The sequence below is a fragment of the Chryseobacterium sp. 2P genome, assembly GCF_059579425.1.
The window spans coordinates 4698098-4714601 of the sequence record NZ_CM184194.1; the positions used below are offsets into that span (position 1 = coordinate 4698098).

Consider the following 16504-nt stretch of genomic DNA (forward strand, 5'->3'; position numbering starts at 1 on the left):
TTTCGTTGTATTTTTTTATTATTCAATTTTAGTTGTTTGGGATCCCGGCAAAAATTATTTCTGTTTTTTCGCCCAAAGTTCCATTTTTCTGTTCAGAACATCTAAAGGAAGACAGCCCTGACTTAAAACTTCATCATGGAATTTGGCTAAATTAAATTTACTTCCCAGTTCTTTCTGGTATTTCTCTCTCAGCTCACGGATTCTCAACGAACCGATTTTGTAGCCTAAAGCCTGTCCCGGCATTGCCATATATCGTTCCACTTCTGCTGTTGCTCCCGCTTCGTCATAGGAAATATTACTTAAAAAATATTTAATCGCCTCTTCACGGGTCATTTTTCCGGTGTGGAGACCCGTGTCTACAACCAGTCTTACCGCTCTCAGCATTTGGTCGCTCAGATATCCCATCTTCTGATAAGGATCTGTATACAATCCGAATTCCGGTCCTAAAGTTTCGCAATAATGCGCCCATCCTTCACCATAAGCTCCGAACCAGCCGAATCTCATGAATTTTGGCAGTTTGGTATTTTCCTGCTGTAAAGAAACCTGATAATGATGTCCCGGAATGGCCTCGTGTAAGAACAAAGATTCCATTCCTGAGGTCACATTGAATTTTGAAGGATCTGGAAGCGGAACGTAAAATATTCCCGGTCTTTTTCCGTCAGGAGTTCCCTGTATATATTCTGCGCTTGCACTTGCTTCCCTGAATTTTTCTGTCTGTCTGATCTCAAATCCCGTTTTTGGCGTTACGGAGAACATGGTTTTCAGCTTTGGAGTGATCTTCGTTAAAATTCCGTTGAATGCAGCCAAAACTTCATTTGAAGTCTTGTAAGGCATTGCTTTCGGATCTGTTTTTACATAATTGATGAATTCTTCCAGTGTACCCGTAAAACCAACCTGCTGTTTTACTTTTTCCATTTCAGCGCGGAGCATGGCAACCTGCTGAAGTCCGGTCTTATTAATTTCTTCAGGTGTTTTATCCGTTGTGGTCCAGCTTTTTGCATAATATTGATAAATTTCCTTTCCGTTGGGTAAGCTGTTGTAGCCGTCTGTTAATCTTGCTTTTGGTAAATATTCTTTTTCTAAAAAGTCACCCATTTTTGTATATGCAGGAATAATTTTCTGTACAATGGCATCCTGATAAAGCTTTGAGAACTTTTCTTTCTGTTCGTTTGTGAAATTTTTCGGAAATTTTCTGATCGGTCCGTAGAAAATATTTTTATCAAGATCGGTTGTTGTAATTTCTTCTGCTCTCATCTGAGGAATCATCTTTACCACCAGTTTTTTAGGCAAAACCATTTTATTATTAATGCCTTCGCGGAAATTTTCAGTGGCGGCGTTCATCCATTCCGGAAATTTTTCCATTCTTTTCAGCCAGTCGGTGTAATCTTTTTCTGTTTTAAAAGGCTGGCTTCCTTCACCGCTTCCAAACAAAGGGAAATTTAGCGGAAGACCGCCAAACTGAGTAAAAGGAATGTATTCCGGATGATAATTGTAAGCTTCAATTTTGTCTTTTAGCGTAAAGTTGAGTACATCATACACAACCTTATCATCATCCGAAAGGTTTTTATAATCTACATTTTCCAGCTGCTTTTCCACAGAACGGTAAAAGGCAACCTCTCCGGATATAAAATCTTTATCAATATTAATCGGAAGCTGATCGTTGTACCGCAGGTCCCCCTGAGAAGTAGCGTCCAAAGGATAAAGTTTTAAATATTGCTCATAATAATTGGAAGCGATGGTGTCCAAATTAGATGGAGTGACTTTCGTTAAAGGAGAATCTGTTTTCTTACACGATGCCAGACTTAAAATTAAACCGGCTCCTACAATTGTTTTTGAGATGATGTTTTTCATTTCATAATCTTTAATGGACAAAAATAAATATTATATCAATGTAAAATTTCTCTGTGAGAAAATTAAGACTATAAAAATGAAATTAACCAACTAAACGGGTTTTAATGTAAAAAAGTAACATTATCGATTTTGAATTTTGAAATTTTAAATATAGATGTTAAATTATATGAATTATGTTTTGTTATTTTTCATGTAAAAAATATATTATATTGATTTTTTATTATGAAAATTGAATTATTTATGTTGTATTTCTTGTGTTATTAATTTTTTCTATATTGATAATTCATTAATTAATGATTAAAATTGTTGCAAAATATATTGATAATTGATTAATTTCATGGGAATAAATAATTCAAAGAGATATGAATAAAAAACTAATTAACCTCGTGATTGCTTTAACAGGAGTCTCAACAGTGTATGCCCAGATTGGTATAAATTCAGCTTCGCCCAATACAACTTTTGATATTATTGCAAAAACCAGCGGGACAAGACCTGAAGGTATTTTAATTCCAAGATTAACGGGAGACCAGATTAAAAACATGGAGAATCTTTTGGGAAGTGCCCAAAATTCTATGATCATTTATGCAACGAGCGCAGCATCCAGTCTTACGGCAAGTACCATTGATCTTACAGCTCCGGGATTTTATTATTATAATTTCGGATTAACAAAATGGGTGGCTCTTAACAATTTTGGTACAGCCGCAAAAGTGCCGATTTCCGGTCTTATTGACGGAACTGCAAATAATTCTATCGACAGTAAAAACTTTGCCCAGACGTGGGATTGGACTACAGCAACTACCCAGGTTCCTCTCACATTAAGAGCAAATGCTTTAACCACAGGAACTTTGCTGGATATAACTTCCGCAAGTACTTCGTTGAACTCAACCAATGGATTGGTAAGAATCATCAACAATGCGGCACCTTCTGCGGCGGGCGGTATTTTTGCGAGATTTCAGCCGAGTAATGTTGCCGGAAGCGGAATGTCTCTCCTTAATAACGGAAACTCAGGGTTCGGGACAGCAACTCCTTCGGCAAAAATTCATATTTCGGAATCAGGCACAACCAATCAGCCCGCGGCAATTATAAGTCAGTCCAGCAGTGCCGCAGATACGGGAAGCTTATCCGGCACAGGATCCAAAGGATTTTATATTGATATGAGTTCCGCTACTTTGGACAGGGCATTGGTAATTAATCAAAATGGAACAGCTGCGAATTCAAGAGGATTAAATATTACAATGGCTTCCGGTAATCCTGCAGTTGGAGGGTTTATTAATCAGACGGGAACAGGAGAAGGTTTCAGAGTTCAGAATAGTAATACAGCAAATAATAATACAGGTGTTTTTGTCTTGCATAGCGGCGCAGGAAGTGGAGTTTATGCCAGCGCTGATGCCGCCGGATCTGATGCTTCTACATCTGTTTCTACAAGAAGATCAATGGTTTGGGGGGATAGAATAATTGGAAGTGCGGCAGGAAATAATGCAGGGGGTGGCTATTCCGGACCAAGTTCTGCAGCGACTACTTTAGCACACGCAACGCTTTATGGTTCCATGGGTAATGCAACAACTACTGCAGCTACAGATACCTATATATTCGGTGTTTTAGGAGAAGTGCTTTCTGTTTCAAGTGCAGCAGCAGTTGACAGATCCGGTGGAGTATTGGGGAACTCGCAGGTTTCAGGTACTTTTGGAATATTGGGATACCGAACTTCAGCATCGGCTAATGCAGGAGTTTACGGAAATGCTGCCATGTCTACCGGAACCGGAAGATTTGCAGGTTCTGATGCTTCAGGATTCGGCGTAATGGGAGTTGGTGATCTCATGGGAGCAGCTTTCAGAGGAAATGTTTACGGGATTAATGCAAGCGGAAGCCGTTACGGAATGTATGTTGACGGAGCTACTTACACAAATAATATAATCGCTAACGTAAGCACAGTGGAAGGAAGTGCAGAAAGAGTTACTACCTATGTTCCGACATCTACAACAGCGGACATTTACACAAGAGGAACCGCAGCTGTTGATGCCAGTGGCAGAGTGAGTGTGTCATTCGACAAAAAATTCTCCGATCTGGTAGCCGAAAATTCTGTCGTGGTAACAATTACTCCGATCGGGAAAAGTTCTTCGATTTATCTTGAGCAGGAACCTTCAAAAACAGGATTCAGTGTTAAAACGGATGACAACAGTCAGGTAAAATTCTCCTATATTGCTGTAGGAACAAGAAAAGGTCTTGAAAATGTTCCGGTTCCAAAAGAAATTCTGGCGAAGGACTATGACGAAAATATGACCTCCGTACTTCACAATGAAGCTGATACTTCCTCGAAAGGAAAACCTGTCCACTGGAATGGTTCTGAACTGAAATTTGAAAGATCTGCAGGCTCATCAGGCAACACAAGGATGAATAAGCTTCAAAATAAAACCGAAAAAATTGAATAACCTTCTTCAATAATAATTTTTTACAGAAGTATCGTTATCAAAAGGCGGCACTTTTTTATAAACTTTAAATTTTAAAGTCTCTTTACATTAAATTTAAAACAGATTTTTAAAAAATACTTTTCAAAAAATTTTTCACGTTCAATCTATTTTTTATCTTTGTTGAAAACGTTTAACAATCATATTATTACCGCTCTTTTTTTTAAGAAATAATGAAAGGGATTTTAAAAATTTACCATCCGGACGAAACGCTAAAGTACAATATCAGAAATACTTATTGCAAGGCGGTCTACAGCAACCAACAACATTTCCTAGAGGTTGAAATTATTACGGATGACAGTCTGGATCATGTAGAGGATGATTCATTACAGTATAACTTTCCACAGCTTTCTCTTGAAGTGTTCGATTTTCCTATTGATTCTGCTGAAATAGAGGGAAAAACCATCACCATTAATGATTCTGATGAAGATACTTATACGGAAGTAGACCTTTTTGATGACGAAGAGGCTTTTATTTACGATAACGAGCTTCAGTTTGAGAAAAATGAAGAAGGAGAGCTTCAGGTAATCTGGAAAGGAACCATTGATGATTTCTACACCGGATCAGAAACGCCCATTCCTTTCAGGCTGAAATGTGAATTTAAGCAGGAAGAAATTGAGGTAGACGAAGATTAATTATCTTTCTTTATCCCCCGTTTTTATATCAGATTTCTTTTCAAATCATTTTTGGAAAGAAATTTGCTGTTTATGAAAATAATAAACTTTAAGTTGTTTTTAAGCAATTTTTAAGAGTTCAATTCATAATATTCCATTACTTTTGTCGTTACAACCTTTATAAAAATACACTTTAATGCTGTTAACGGAACTTACTCAGATTTTATTTGCCCAGGTTGCTGCACCTGCAGTTGCGGCAGACGATTTAGAATTCTCATTTTGGAAAATCATGTTTCACGGAGGAGCTTTCGCTAAAATAGTGATGGTAACCGTGTTGCTGCTCGGTGTTTTTTCCGTGTATCTTTTCTTTGAGCGTTTTTTCTTTATTAAAAGATTAACCTCAAAAACAGATGCCAATTTCATGGATAACATTGAAGATTTTATTAAAGAAGGTAAAATTGAATCTGCTGCGGATTATTGCAAGAGACAGAATTCTCCGGAAGGAAGGATTTTAGAAAAAGGAATTTCCAGACTGGGACGCCCTGTCTCTGATATCGTAAGTGCGATGGAATCTCAGGCTCAGGTTGAGGTTGCCAATATGGAAAAGAACCTGAATCTTTTGGCGGTAGTTCCAAGTATTGCTCCGATGTTGGGATTATTGGGAACGGTAATCGGGATGATCATCGCTTTCTTTAATTTATCTCATGCAACAGGATCTTTCTCTCCGAAAACTTTATCTGAAGGTATTTATACAGCATTGGGACAAACGGCAGTAGGTCTTGCCGTGGCAATTCCGGCAAACTTTTTTTACAATTTATTATTAACACGAATTGATAAATTTGTACTGAAAGCGCAAAACATGTCCGGCGAATTTTTAGATCTTATCAATAAACCGTTATAATTTTTTCTTATGAAACCGAAAGGTTCCATCTGACAAACATAAAATCAGAATCAACAGATGAAAATTCAGAGAAGAAATAAAGCAAACCCGGAATTCAGTTTAGCAGCAATGACAGATGTTATCTTGCTGATGCTGATCTTCTTTATGGTAACTTCTTCGGCAGCCAACCAAAGTGCGATCGATGTGAAATTGCCAAAAGCAGATACCGCAGCAGACAATATTCCGAATCCTTTGGTGGTGAGCGTAAAACCGGACGGGTCTTATTTTGTGGATGATAATCCTGTGAACAGAGGCGAATTGGAACAGACCATTGTCAATAAATTAACGGGTCAGGCGAATAAATCTTTCACCATAAGAGCGGACGAAAATACCCTTCATAAAGATGTGGTTTTTGTAATGGAAATTGCAGAGAAAAATAAATTCAATATTGCCATTGCAACCGTTAAAGATAAATAACTCTTCAGGAAGCAGGATCTTTTAAAATGAGAAGTCATAGTATCAATAAAAATGAGCAAAACAAAGACAGAATAAAAAGCGCCGTGCTTTCTATTCTCATCTGGTCTGCCATTCTCTTATTTGTTTTTCTGTATAAACTGAAACCGGAACTGGATGAACAGCCAGAAGTTATTACAACCATGCTGGTGAATTTTGGAGACAACAGAAACGGAAACGGGATAGAAGAACCGGCAGATCAGCCGGGAAGCCTTGCTGCTGCGACAGAAGAAGTCACTCCTGAACCCGCAGAAACCACTGTGCCTGAAACCAAGACCGTTATACAGCCTGATCCGCAGCCTGAAACCAAAAAAACAGAAGCGAAAGAAAAAGTCATAACCGGAAACAATACCAAAACTTCTGTTCCGAAAAAAGAGGAATCCAAAGCAGAAACTAAAAAGACTTCCACAGGTACCTCTGCAGCCAAAAACACTAAAAAATCCGGTGCCACAACCGCAAATTCCAAGATAGGAAATGGAGACGGCAAAGGAAACGCTGCTATTGGAAATCTAATCAGAGGACGCGGAACAAAAGCAGGAAGCCAAGGCGACGGAAACGGAATCGGAAATGCAGGAGATCCTTTAGGCGGAGACGGAAATGGTGACAGCAAAGTAGGAATCGACAGAAAACTGGTAGGATTCATCCCCGGAACGATGGGAAGAGGCGGATCGCAGCCTGCAAATAGCTGTACGGCAAGCGGAACGATTACCATTGCTTACACCGTAGATAAAGCAGGAAATGTAGTTTCGGCGAGAAGATCGGGCGGAACTTCGGATCCATGTATCAGTTCGAATGCGATATCGTGGGTTAAGAAATATGTAAAAGCAGAAAAAGCGAGTGTTTCTTCCACCGGAACGTATAAAATTACTTTTTAAAATACAGAAGCACTTTACTCAAGTGCTTTTTTTATTTCTGTAATTCTGTTAATAACCGGAAGTGCAAATATTCCGCTGGTTTGGAGATACAGTTCATAGAATGTTTTTGCTTTATCTAAAAAATCTTTGTTATCAGATTGTTTTCCGTTAAAATAGAAAAGGTTTCCTAACATTTCATAGTAATCTTTATGGTCTCTTTCCTGTCTTTCATTAACAATTTCTATGATTTCCTCTTTCGGTTTTGATGAAAGCGTTGTAAAATCAAACTTGAAAATATCTTTCATTAAAGATTCAAAATCAAGCTCTTTCTGCATTAAGCTTTCTTCAGGTTTATCCAAAATCAGCTTTTCTAATGCCTGAGTTAACTGGCGTATTAATCGTAGGGTGAATTCTTTATCTGTGATCATTTTTTTCTTTATTTAAAAAGTTATCAATTTCCGGGGTTGAGTCTGTTTTAGATATAAAATTGATCGTTCCTTCTTTACTTCGATAAATCTTAGTAGCTAATTTTATACCGATACCAGTGGCTAAAAGAAGAATTACAATCGCAATAACGAGGGTGAAATTATTAGGATTGGAAAAGTATATTATCGCCGAAATAGCTGCTCCAATCAAAAACGGAGACAAAAATATTTGTAATCCACCGATTAACTCAGTCGATTTTTCAAAAATATTTCGATTGTGATTACTCATAATTATGCAAAAAACAGATAAGCCAATATGATGGAAGTAATAATCCCCACCAAATCAGCTAGAAGCATAGCAATTACTGTGTATCTTGTATTTTTTACGGCTACTGCTCCAAAATAAACAGCAATGACATAAAACGTCGTATCTGAGCTTCCCTGAAGAACAGCTGCCAATTTTCCCTGAAAACTATCTGCGCCGAAAGTTGTCATGGTATCAACCATCATTCCTCTTGCTCCTGATCCGGACAAAGGTTTGATTAAAGCGGTTGGAAGTCCGTCTACAAATCTTGAATCTAAGTTTGCAGAATAGGCAACCCATTTCATCCCGTCGATAATCACGTCAAATACTCCGGAAGTTCGCAGCAATGAAATGGCAATAAGCATTCCGACCAAATAAGGAATAATCTTTACACACGTTGTAAAACCTTCTCTGGCACCTTCAATGAAAGCATCAAAAACATTAATTTTTTTATAAACAGCACCAAGAACAATGGCTAAAAATATGAAAAGAATTAAACCGTTGCTTAATACTTTGCTGAAATCATCCAGTTCATCCTTGCCTAATTGAGTAAGGTATAAAACCAGCAGTGCTATTATTGCAGAAATTCCGCCAACGTAGCCAAGAACTACAGGTTTTAAAAGGTTGATTTTCTGATATAAAGAAACGACGATCATTGCAGCTAAAGTTGCTGCAAATGTAGCAATCATGCACGGAAGAAAAATATCCGTTGGCGTTTTTGAGCCCATTGAAGCGCGGATTGCAATGATGGAAACCGGAATTAAAGTCATGCCTCCTGCATGAAGACAAAGGAACATGATCTGGGAGTTACTTGCCGTGTCTTTATTCGGATTTAAAGTCTGCAAACTTTCCATCGCTTTGAGACCAAAAGGAGTGGCTGCATTATCCAGACCAAGAAGATTGGCACTGAAATTCATCAGCATATGTCCGAAAGCGGGGTGATTTTTAGGAATGTCGGGGAATAATTTTGAGAAAAAAGGCTGAATTAACCGGCTTAAAAGATTGATTCCGCCTGCTTTTTCCGCAATGCTCATGAACCCCATAAATAAAGTCATAATTCCGATAAGTCCGAGACAGATCTTCACTGCTGTTTCAGAAGTTCCGATTACCCCATCCGATTCCTGAACACGGTACACTTTTACATCCTGCCTTAAAGAATCTGTTTTGTAGTGAATTCTACTGTCCGCAAAATCATTTTTTTTCATGAGATTGTCCCGCACAATAGGAGAGAGTGCATTCATTTTCTGAGTGGCAATCTGTACGGTATCACCGCCTTTACCTACAACCATATCATTGAAAATAGTTTTGTAGTTGCCTGATGAAACGTATTTTATACCTGCAATGGCAATGGCAATGATAATGAATGCCGACCAAATTCTGCTGAGAACCATTATTTAAGATTATTTTGGTTCTAAATGTAGTAATTTTTAAGCAAAAGTATTTATTCTGGCAATTAATTAAAAAAACAAAACTTTAGCTGCGAAATAGAGAGCAATAATACTTAAAAGTATTATTATAACTCCTAAAAGTGTAAAATGGGATGGAATTTTATCCATTAGATTTTTCTCATTTTTCATCTCTATAATCCTAACTCTAATTGATTTTGTATTAGTTCAAAATATTTTCCTCTTATCTGTATAAGTTGATCATGATTTCCTTGTTCAACAATTCTTCCACTATCTAGAACAATTATCTGATCCGCATTTTTTACAGTAGAAAGTCTATGCGCCACTACAATCATTGTTTTATGTTTGAAAAAATTATCAATATTCTGAACAATTATTCTCTCATTTTTAGCATCAAGAGAATTGGTGGCTTCATCAAAGAATAGATAATCGGGATTTTTATATATTGCTCTTGCAATAAGAATTCTTTGTTTTTGTCCCTGACTCAGACCGACTCCTTCTGAGCCTATTATAGTATCGATTTTTAAAGGTAGCATATCAATAAAATCCGAAATATTAGATAAAGCAACAGCTGTATTTAATTTGCTTTGATCAGGGTTTTTCTCCAAGGCAATATTATAAGCAACTGTATCTGAAAAAATATGACTATCCTGAAGAATAACCCCGCACTTTTCTCTCCATACTACATTTTCAATTTCTTTCAGAGAAATTTCTTCCAAGGATATTTTCCCCATTTGCGGAGTGTAAAACTTTAAAATCAGTTTTAAAAGTGAGGTTTTTCCGCTTCCGCTAGCTCCTACAATTGCTGTTGTTTTTCCCTTTGGAATAATTAAGTCAATATCATTTAAAATAAAATGAGAGTTGTCGTATGAAAAACTCACATTTTTTAGGGATATATCAAAAATTCGCTCTAAATAGCCTATCTGACTAATGTTTTCTTCATCTTCCTTATTATGAATTTCATTGAGTCTCTCAAAACTTATTTTCACTAAGTGATAGCGCAGAAAGAAAGTGATAAGTTGTGAAATAGGATTATTCATTCCTCCAATAATATAGACGATTGAAAGCATGGTTCCTACTGTCATTTGTCCGTTCATGACTGCTAAAGAAGATGTAAAAACAACCAATATATTCTGAAAGAAGTTAATAAATTTATAACTTTCATATTTTTGATTTACTTTAAGCTTCTCAATATTATTTAAATAGATATTAGATTGTATTAAACTCCATTCTTGGCGTTTATATTCTTCAAGGTTATTTAATTTAATCTCCTGCATCGAATTAATAATCTCATAGATTTTATTTTGATCGGTAGATTGTAGAGAGAACGTTTTCTGATCTAATATTTTTATTTTTTTAAAAAAATTAAAAATCCAAGTCAACTCTAGCGAAGTTCCTATCAATACAATAATAAATATTGTTGAATTAAAATAGAGTAATACTGCAGAGTAAATGATAATGCTGAAAAATGAAAAAACGGTCTGGATAAGATCCTGAGAAAGAAACTCTTCAATTCTTTTATGATCCTGTATTCTTTGTAAAAGATCTCCTGTGTTTTTACTATTGAAAAATTTCAAAGGGAGCCTCATTAGCTTTGCTAAAAAATCTGAGATAATCGATAAGCTTATTCTGCTACTAATATGAATGAATAACCAAGATCGATAATATTCTAACACTACTCTGCTTATAAAAAGCCCAATTTGTGCAGCCAAAATTAGATAGATTAGATTAACTTGTTTTAAAGCGACTCCTTTATCTAAAATTTTTTGTGTGAAAAATGGAAATATAAGCTCAATACATGATGAAACTAAAAGAGTAATGGCAATTAGTAAAAATTGAGTTTTATGCTTTTTAATATATTGAGTTATATACTGAAGATTTCTGGATGTATTTTTTTTGTGCTCATCGGATTTTTCATGCAGATTTTCTGTAGGTTCGAGAATTAATATAATTCCTTTTTCTTTTTCCTGAGTCCAGCCTTTTAAGAATTGTTCTTTGGTGTAAACAGTTTTTCCAAAGGCGGGATCTGCTACGTATACTTTTTTTGGAGTCATTTTATAAACAACAATAAAATGATTCTGATTCCAGAAAAAGACAGAAGGAACATTAATATTTGATAATGCTTCTTCATAACTTAACTTTACTGGTAAGGCATCGAAGCCTAATTCTTCGGAGGTATATTTGAGATCAGATATGGTAATCCCTCTTTTGGAAATGTTACTTTCTGAAAAAACAGAGTCAGATAGCAAAACACCATAATATTTGCTAACCATTTTAAGGCAAGCTAAACCACAATCCTGGCTATCTAGTTGTTTTATAAAAGGGAAACTTTTCATCAATTTTTTTATGATTTTTAAGCTAATTGATTGACTTCAACTAAAAATATATTTTTATTGTGAGGAAATATGATTAATTCATGGCAAAACTTTCCAGTTTTTTCACGTAAGATGGTTCCTGAATAGTAGGAAGTTTTTCATCGATTATTTTTAAGGCTTCTTCATAGGTAAGTTTCTGAATACCTGTTTCTTTTATAAGATCTTCAGGTAATGAATCTATAACTTTATTCTGAATATGTGTAATAAGCATTAGAAGATCATTACAATATATAGAAGGATTATTAAATCCGTTTTTAGAGCTGTAGCGATGAGGTAAATATCCTCCGCCACAAACTTCATGAATGGGGCAAGCCAAGCATTTTTTTGGTAACATCTGCTTACTATTATAATATACGTCAATAAGATCGCTTTGGAAAATATCGTCGAATTCGTTCGTGTGGAGGTTAAATTTATGTTTCGTAAAGCTTTCGCCACATATTTTTAATACATCTAAAGACTCTATATCTCCATTAGTTTCAATAACAGCCAATTTGTTATATCCCTTTCCTGAACTTTCAGTACCGTTTTCTGATCCGAAGATGTAATTAATATAATCTTCAAATTTTATTACAGAAACTTTGTTTTCATCATCTTTGAGGTTATACCAATAGTCAAATAATTCTATCAGCCATTCTGCATTTTTAAGTTTGGGAACCTGATCTATACTATCATAGTTTTCATCCAGTAAAAGAAGATTGATAATAGAAAAACCTAAATTTCTATATGTTTCATAAAGTTCAACTGGAGAAGACATGAAATTAATAACAGATAAACAGCCTAATTTGTAATCTAAATATTTATTGGCAACATCCATTCCCTTCTTCACTCTGTCAAATGTACCTTTTCCCTTTTTATCAATCCTGAATTTATCATTAACTTCTTTTCCTCCGTCTAAACTTACTCCAATCCCAACACGATATTTGCTAAATAACTCACAGTGTTCTTTGCTTAAAAGCATTCCATTAGTCTGCATAGCAAATAGGATTTCTATATCATCATTATGTAAAGAATGTAGCGTCTGAAGAAAAAAGGTAATATCCTTTATGTTCATTAATAGAGGCTCTCCGCCATGTAACACAACAAAGAATTTTTTTAATGAGTGCTTATGGCAATGATTTTTTATCTTTTCCTTGAGAGCCAGAATCGTTTCCTTAGACATAAATTTTGGCTGAAGTTTATAAGATTGGTCTGCGTGATTATACATATAGCAGTATGTACAGTTGATATTGCATCTTCCCGCTACTTTTACTACAAGTGCTTCTATATTCATTGGTTACTAGGTTTTTAAGAATAAAAAAGAAGAGAAGGATATACATAAGAAGCATATCCTTCTCATATCTATTAGAAGAAAGTTTTAATAGTTCTCTCGTGGATAATTCTATCATAAACCACTTCAGAATAACCGATTACTACCGGTCCTGCAGCTCCCATCCTGTTTTCAGAATCCAATTGTAAAACAGCTTTTTTTAGAACATTGTTCTTAATTAAACCAGAATTTTTTGCTAAGTTCTTAGTTTCTTTTTTGTTGAATGTAAACATGTTAAATAGTTTTTAGGTTAAACAGTAGAATCATAGTTTAAAGAGTATAATTCCTAGATTTTCACTCTTGCTTGCAAGCGGGATATTTATTTGTAGTTTTCATACATTGTACACTATATGAAGAACTACAATCAAATCTTTTTAATTGGCTCTCTTTTTCTCTTCTTCGTTACTTAGTTTTCTGGATTGTATTTTTAGTGTTTTTCCAAAATTCCAATTTACGGAGATTCTTATTTTTTGAGTATCACGATAATCAAAGTTTTCCTGTTTTATACCATTTACAACCTGTGTAAATGTCATTTTATAGGTTCGAAAAATATCCATTATGTTTAAAGCTATCTGCAGTTTTTTTTCCAGAAGTGACAATTTTAATCCAGTATTGAAATAATAAAAAGATGACATTTTATAGCTGTTCGCAATTGAAGGAGACTGGTAGTTAAAACCAAGTTCTGCTTTTAATGTTTTTGCGGAGTTCAAAGTGAAGCTGTTGTTAGAGCTTACTGATGCGCTCCATCCTGAAAGGTCTGTCAGGGTATTGGGAATATCTGACATTGTTTTTGTATAGAAAATATTTGCCTGATTATTACTTTCCCACCATTTCCATTTATTGAAAAGATAACTTTCCAGTATTCCCAGATTTATCTGCTTATAAAAGTTACTCGGTATGATCGCCTGAACGGGATTATCTGCCGAAACATATGTAACCTGATCAAAACCATTATTGATATAGCTTAAATATGCCGAAGCATAATTGTTTTTATAGCTGTATGATATTTCAAAGTTATCTGTAAAATAAGGTTGTAAAAAAGGATTTCCCTCTCCATAATTATATTTTGTAGTATAAAATCTGAAAGGATTCAGATCAGAATAAGTTGGGCGGTCAATCCTTCTGTTATAATTAAACCCAAATACACTATTTTCATTCATTAAATAATTAATATATAAAGTGGGAAACAGTTTAGTATAATTATTTTTATTTGTTTGGTCTAATGTTTCAGAATAGCCTTTTGTTTGTGTGTTTTCTAGTCTAAAACCAAGCTGCGTTTCCCATTTTTTTGATAGTTTTTTACTTCCAGATAAATATATTGCCTGCGTATTTTCCTTATAATCAAAAGTATTGCTTTTACCAAAGTCTAAAAAAGGATTTCCGTTTGTTGTATTAAAATATAAAACATCACTTTTATTATTAATAAATGAAACTTTCGCTCCAAAAGATAGAGTTGCCCATTTTAACGGAAATTCTATATCAGCTTTTGAAGAATAAATTTTAATATCTTGGCTACTTAAATTATTTGCCGAAAGAAATGTCTTAGCATTATAATCACCCGGTAAATACGACGATGTAGAAAACTGATTATCTGCATTAGAATTAAACGTAAAATAATCTACATCAAAAGATATCTTTTTGCCAATACTATCTAGTTTTGTAATAGTATGAAGATTAACTGCATGATTATTTTTTCTCACGCGTAAATCTGAAGGAGTAATTATCAGGGAGTCTAATCCTTTCTTAGAGCTTATTTGAGAAGAATTGTCCCCTTTTCTAATAGGATTATTTATACCTCCTAAATACTGTATCCCAATAGTCGTTTTTTTGCTTATCTCATAATCCAAGGAAAACCGGCCACTTAAATTATCTCTAAAACTTCTTGATTTATTAGTTTCAAACCATGTATAGTTCGGATAATAAAGTGTATACTCCTGATAAGGTGCTGTACTTCCGTTTTCATAATCAAAATTTGTAGTGAGGGTAACTTTTTTCTTTTGATAATTAAGTCCTGCGCCATAATTTCCTATAGAATAGGTAGCTTGGGTATAGCTGGTTTTAAGGTTTCCACTAAGATAATTCTCCTTTGCTTTTTTTAGTTTGATATTAATGAGACCACTGTTTCCTTCCGAATCATACTTTGATGGAGGATTTGTAATTACTTCAATATTTTTAATGTCTTCAGATTTAATACTTCTCAGAAAGCTCAGAAGATCATTTTCCGAAAGCTGGATAAGCCTGTCATTTACCATGATAGAAACCTTGCTTTTGCCAATAATGCCTATCTGGTCATTAACTACTTTTACACCAGGAATAATTCCCATAGTTTCCAAGGCGTCACCACCGCTTGCGGATATAGAATTTTCTACATTAAAAACCAATCTGTCTATTTTTCTTTCAATTAATTTCTTTTTACTAGCAATACTTACGCCCTGTATTTGCGATTCTTTTAGTTCTGAAATCAAATTTTCGGTTTTATTTTCTGTAATACTAATCTCTTTTTTTATAATTACTTCTCCGTCCTTTACTACTGATAATTTATAAGTGCCCTTCTCTGGAACAGATATTTCATAATTTCCGTTACTATTACTTATTGTATTCTTTTTTATATTTTCTTTTATTAAGGATATTTCTGCGTATGCAATTCCCTGATTTTGGGAATTGACAACTATGCCGCTAATTGTCTGGCTTTTTATAAAAATTCCGAAGAAAATAAATGTTAAAAAAAATAATATGTTTTTCATGGTTAATATCAAAGATAATGAGCCAATTTTTTTTATTAGCTACACAAAAGTGTAGTTTTTAATAGAGTCTGCAAATACTACACTTCTGTGTAGAATATCCAAGTCATAATTTTTTACTAGATAAATATTTTTTTTAAGAAAGTTCTTTAGACTTTCATGTTCTAAAATAATTGGAATGGTTTCAGAGCCTAAATAGTGAATAGAATTAGTAATAGGATGAGCATTTATACCTAAAATTTTTAAAATTTTTAAAAGTTTAGCATCACATTCAGCAATGGCTAATGTATTTTCTTCACTGCATACATCCTGAATGGCGAAAGTCATTAATGTTTTAAATAAATTGATTCCACCTTCTTTACGCCCCTTTTTAATTGCAAACCTTCCGATATGCCAAATATTGTACTGCTCACTATCGAGAAAACTGCTTAACTTAACAGAAAACATTTTTTCAATAGGCAATATATCTTTCATGTTCCATTTTAAAGTTCTTATGGACCCAATGATTTGATTATTATTTTGTGCAACAATTATTCTTGAATTGGAAAAACTTTTTTCTTCATTCAGAACATATTCAATTTCCTTTCTAATAAAACTTGGATCATGACAAAAATTTTCATTGTGGTGTGAGAAATTTTCCTGTACAACAAATTCTGCAAGCTTCCTCAATTCGGACTTTTCTAAGACTGAAAATTTAATAGTTTTCATGGTTTAGTGATTTTTGATTAAATTTATTTTGATTTTTATGGGACATTACTACACTTTTGTGT

The 16504-nt window shown here is 34.5% G+C and carries 14 protein-coding genes; 5 read left to right on the top strand and 9 right to left on the bottom strand.

Annotation, left to right across the window (positions count from 1 at the left end; all coding sequences use genetic code 11):
• Positions 1-54: 54 nt before the first annotated feature.
• A complete protein-coding gene (locus AC52CF_RS21575) occupies positions 55-1851 on the bottom strand; it encodes a DUF885 domain-containing protein (protein ID WP_214587733.1) in 1797 nt (598 codons plus the stop codon).
• A 362-nt stretch (positions 1852-2213) separates the two neighbouring features.
• On the opposite strand from AC52CF_RS21575, the gene AC52CF_RS21580 reads away from it, so the two are divergent.
• The 5 genes from AC52CF_RS21580 (at position 2214) to AC52CF_RS21600 (ending at position 7198) form a co-directional block, all read left to right on the top strand.
• A complete protein-coding gene (locus AC52CF_RS21580; RefSeq protein ID WP_214587732.1) occupies positions 2214-4280 on the top strand; it encodes a phage tail-like protein in 2067 nt (688 codons plus the stop codon).
• Between the two features lie 209 nt (positions 4281-4489).
• Positions 4490-4951: a hypothetical protein gene (locus tag AC52CF_RS21585; RefSeq protein WP_214587731.1), complete on the top strand. Its 462-nt coding sequence runs from the start codon at positions 4490-4492 to the stop codon at positions 4949-4951.
• A 175-nt stretch (positions 4952-5126) separates the two neighbouring features.
• Entirely contained in the window at positions 5127-5831 is a 705-nt protein-coding gene (locus AC52CF_RS21590; protein ID WP_214587730.1) for a MotA/TolQ/ExbB proton channel family protein, read from the top strand.
• Between the two features lie 57 nt (positions 5832-5888).
• Positions 5889-6287, top strand: coding sequence for an ExbD/TolR family protein (locus AC52CF_RS21595; protein ID WP_214587729.1), 399 nt, complete (start codon positions 5889-5891; stop codon positions 6285-6287).
• Between the two features lie 26 nt (positions 6288-6313).
• Positions 6314-7198: an energy transducer TonB gene (locus AC52CF_RS21600; protein ID WP_214587728.1), complete on the top strand. Its 885-nt coding sequence runs from the start codon at positions 6314-6316 to the stop codon at positions 7196-7198.
• 14 nt (positions 7199-7212) lie between these two features.
• Here the strand turns inward: AC52CF_RS21600 and AC52CF_RS21605 are convergent, their stop codons facing one another.
• The 8 genes from AC52CF_RS21605 to AC52CF_RS21640 all read right to left on the bottom strand — a co-directional run bounded on the left by AC52CF_RS21605 (position 7213) and on the right by AC52CF_RS21640 (position 16442).
• A complete protein-coding gene (locus tag AC52CF_RS21605) occupies positions 7213-7605 on the bottom strand; it encodes a hypothetical protein (protein WP_214587727.1) in 393 nt (130 codons plus the stop codon).
• Entirely contained in the window at positions 7592-7891 is a 300-nt protein-coding gene (locus tag AC52CF_RS21610; protein WP_214587726.1) for a hypothetical protein, read from the bottom strand. The genes AC52CF_RS21605 and AC52CF_RS21610 overlap by 14 nt, the downstream gene beginning before the upstream one ends.
• 2 nt (positions 7892-7893) lie before the next feature.
• Positions 7894-9297, bottom strand: coding sequence for a nucleoside recognition domain-containing protein (locus AC52CF_RS21615; RefSeq protein ID WP_214587725.1), 1404 nt, complete (start codon positions 9295-9297; stop codon positions 7894-7896).
• Positions 9298-9485: 188 nt separating this feature from the next.
• On the bottom strand, positions 9486-11648 hold the full coding sequence (locus tag AC52CF_RS21620; protein WP_214587724.1) for a peptidase domain-containing ABC transporter: 2163 nt from the start codon (positions 11646-11648) through the stop codon (positions 9486-9488).
• Between the two features lie 73 nt (positions 11649-11721).
• Complete coding sequence (locus AC52CF_RS21625; protein WP_214587723.1) at positions 11722-12957, bottom strand: radical SAM protein; 1236 nt, start codon at positions 12955-12957, stop codon at positions 11722-11724.
• A 71-nt stretch (positions 12958-13028) separates the two neighbouring features.
• Positions 13029-13226, bottom strand: a complete 198-nt coding sequence (locus AC52CF_RS21630; protein ID WP_116099260.1) for a hypothetical protein — start codon at positions 13224-13226, stop codon at positions 13029-13031.
• A gap of 141 nt (positions 13227-13367) precedes the next feature.
• Positions 13368-15737: an outer membrane beta-barrel family protein gene (locus tag AC52CF_RS21635; protein ID WP_214587722.1), complete on the bottom strand. Its 2370-nt coding sequence runs from the start codon at positions 15735-15737 to the stop codon at positions 13368-13370.
• Between the two features lie 39 nt (positions 15738-15776).
• On the bottom strand, positions 15777-16442 hold the full coding sequence (locus AC52CF_RS21640; RefSeq protein WP_214587721.1) for an N-acyl amino acid synthase FeeM domain-containing protein: 666 nt from the start codon (positions 16440-16442) through the stop codon (positions 15777-15779).
• Positions 16443-16504 lie beyond the last annotated feature (62 nt).

What these genes read in the sequence shown, in the direction of transcription:
- AC52CF_RS21640 (WP_214587721.1), bottom strand. Translation starts at nt 16,442, where the DNA reads ATGAAAACTATTAAATTTTCAGTCTTAGAAAAGTCCGAATTGAGGAAG.
- AC52CF_RS21635 (WP_214587722.1), bottom strand. Translation starts at nt 15,737, where the DNA reads ATGAAAAACATATTATTTTTTTTAACATTTATTTTCTTCGGAATTTTT.
- AC52CF_RS21600 (WP_214587728.1), top strand. Translation starts at nt 6,314, where the DNA reads ATGAGAAGTCATAGTATCAATAAAAATGAGCAAAACAAAGACAGAATA.
- AC52CF_RS21605 (WP_214587727.1), bottom strand. Translation starts at nt 7,605, where the DNA reads ATGATCACAGATAAAGAATTCACCCTACGATTAATACGCCAGTTAACT.
- AC52CF_RS21620 (WP_214587724.1), bottom strand. Translation starts at nt 11,648, where the DNA reads ATGAAAAGTTTCCCTTTTATAAAACAACTAGATAGCCAGGATTGTGGT.
- AC52CF_RS21630 (WP_116099260.1), bottom strand. Translation starts at nt 13,226, where the DNA reads ATGTTTACATTCAACAAAAAAGAAACTAAGAACTTAGCAAAAAATTCT.
- AC52CF_RS21585 (WP_214587731.1), top strand. Translation starts at nt 4,490, where the DNA reads ATGAAAGGGATTTTAAAAATTTACCATCCGGACGAAACGCTAAAGTAC.
- AC52CF_RS21595 (WP_214587729.1), top strand. Translation starts at nt 5,889, where the DNA reads ATGAAAATTCAGAGAAGAAATAAAGCAAACCCGGAATTCAGTTTAGCA.
- AC52CF_RS21625 (WP_214587723.1), bottom strand. Translation starts at nt 12,957, where the DNA reads ATGAATATAGAAGCACTTGTAGTAAAAGTAGCGGGAAGATGCAATATC.
- AC52CF_RS21590 (WP_214587730.1), top strand. Translation starts at nt 5,127, where the DNA reads ATGCTGTTAACGGAACTTACTCAGATTTTATTTGCCCAGGTTGCTGCA.
- AC52CF_RS21610 (WP_214587726.1), bottom strand. Translation starts at nt 7,891, where the DNA reads ATGAGTAATCACAATCGAAATATTTTTGAAAAATCGACTGAGTTAATC.
- AC52CF_RS21615 (WP_214587725.1), bottom strand. Translation starts at nt 9,297, where the DNA reads ATGGTTCTCAGCAGAATTTGGTCGGCATTCATTATCATTGCCATTGCC.
- AC52CF_RS21580 (WP_214587732.1), top strand. Translation starts at nt 2,214, where the DNA reads ATGAATAAAAAACTAATTAACCTCGTGATTGCTTTAACAGGAGTCTCA.
- AC52CF_RS21575 (WP_214587733.1), bottom strand. Translation starts at nt 1,851, where the DNA reads ATGAAAAACATCATCTCAAAAACAATTGTAGGAGCCGGTTTAATTTTA.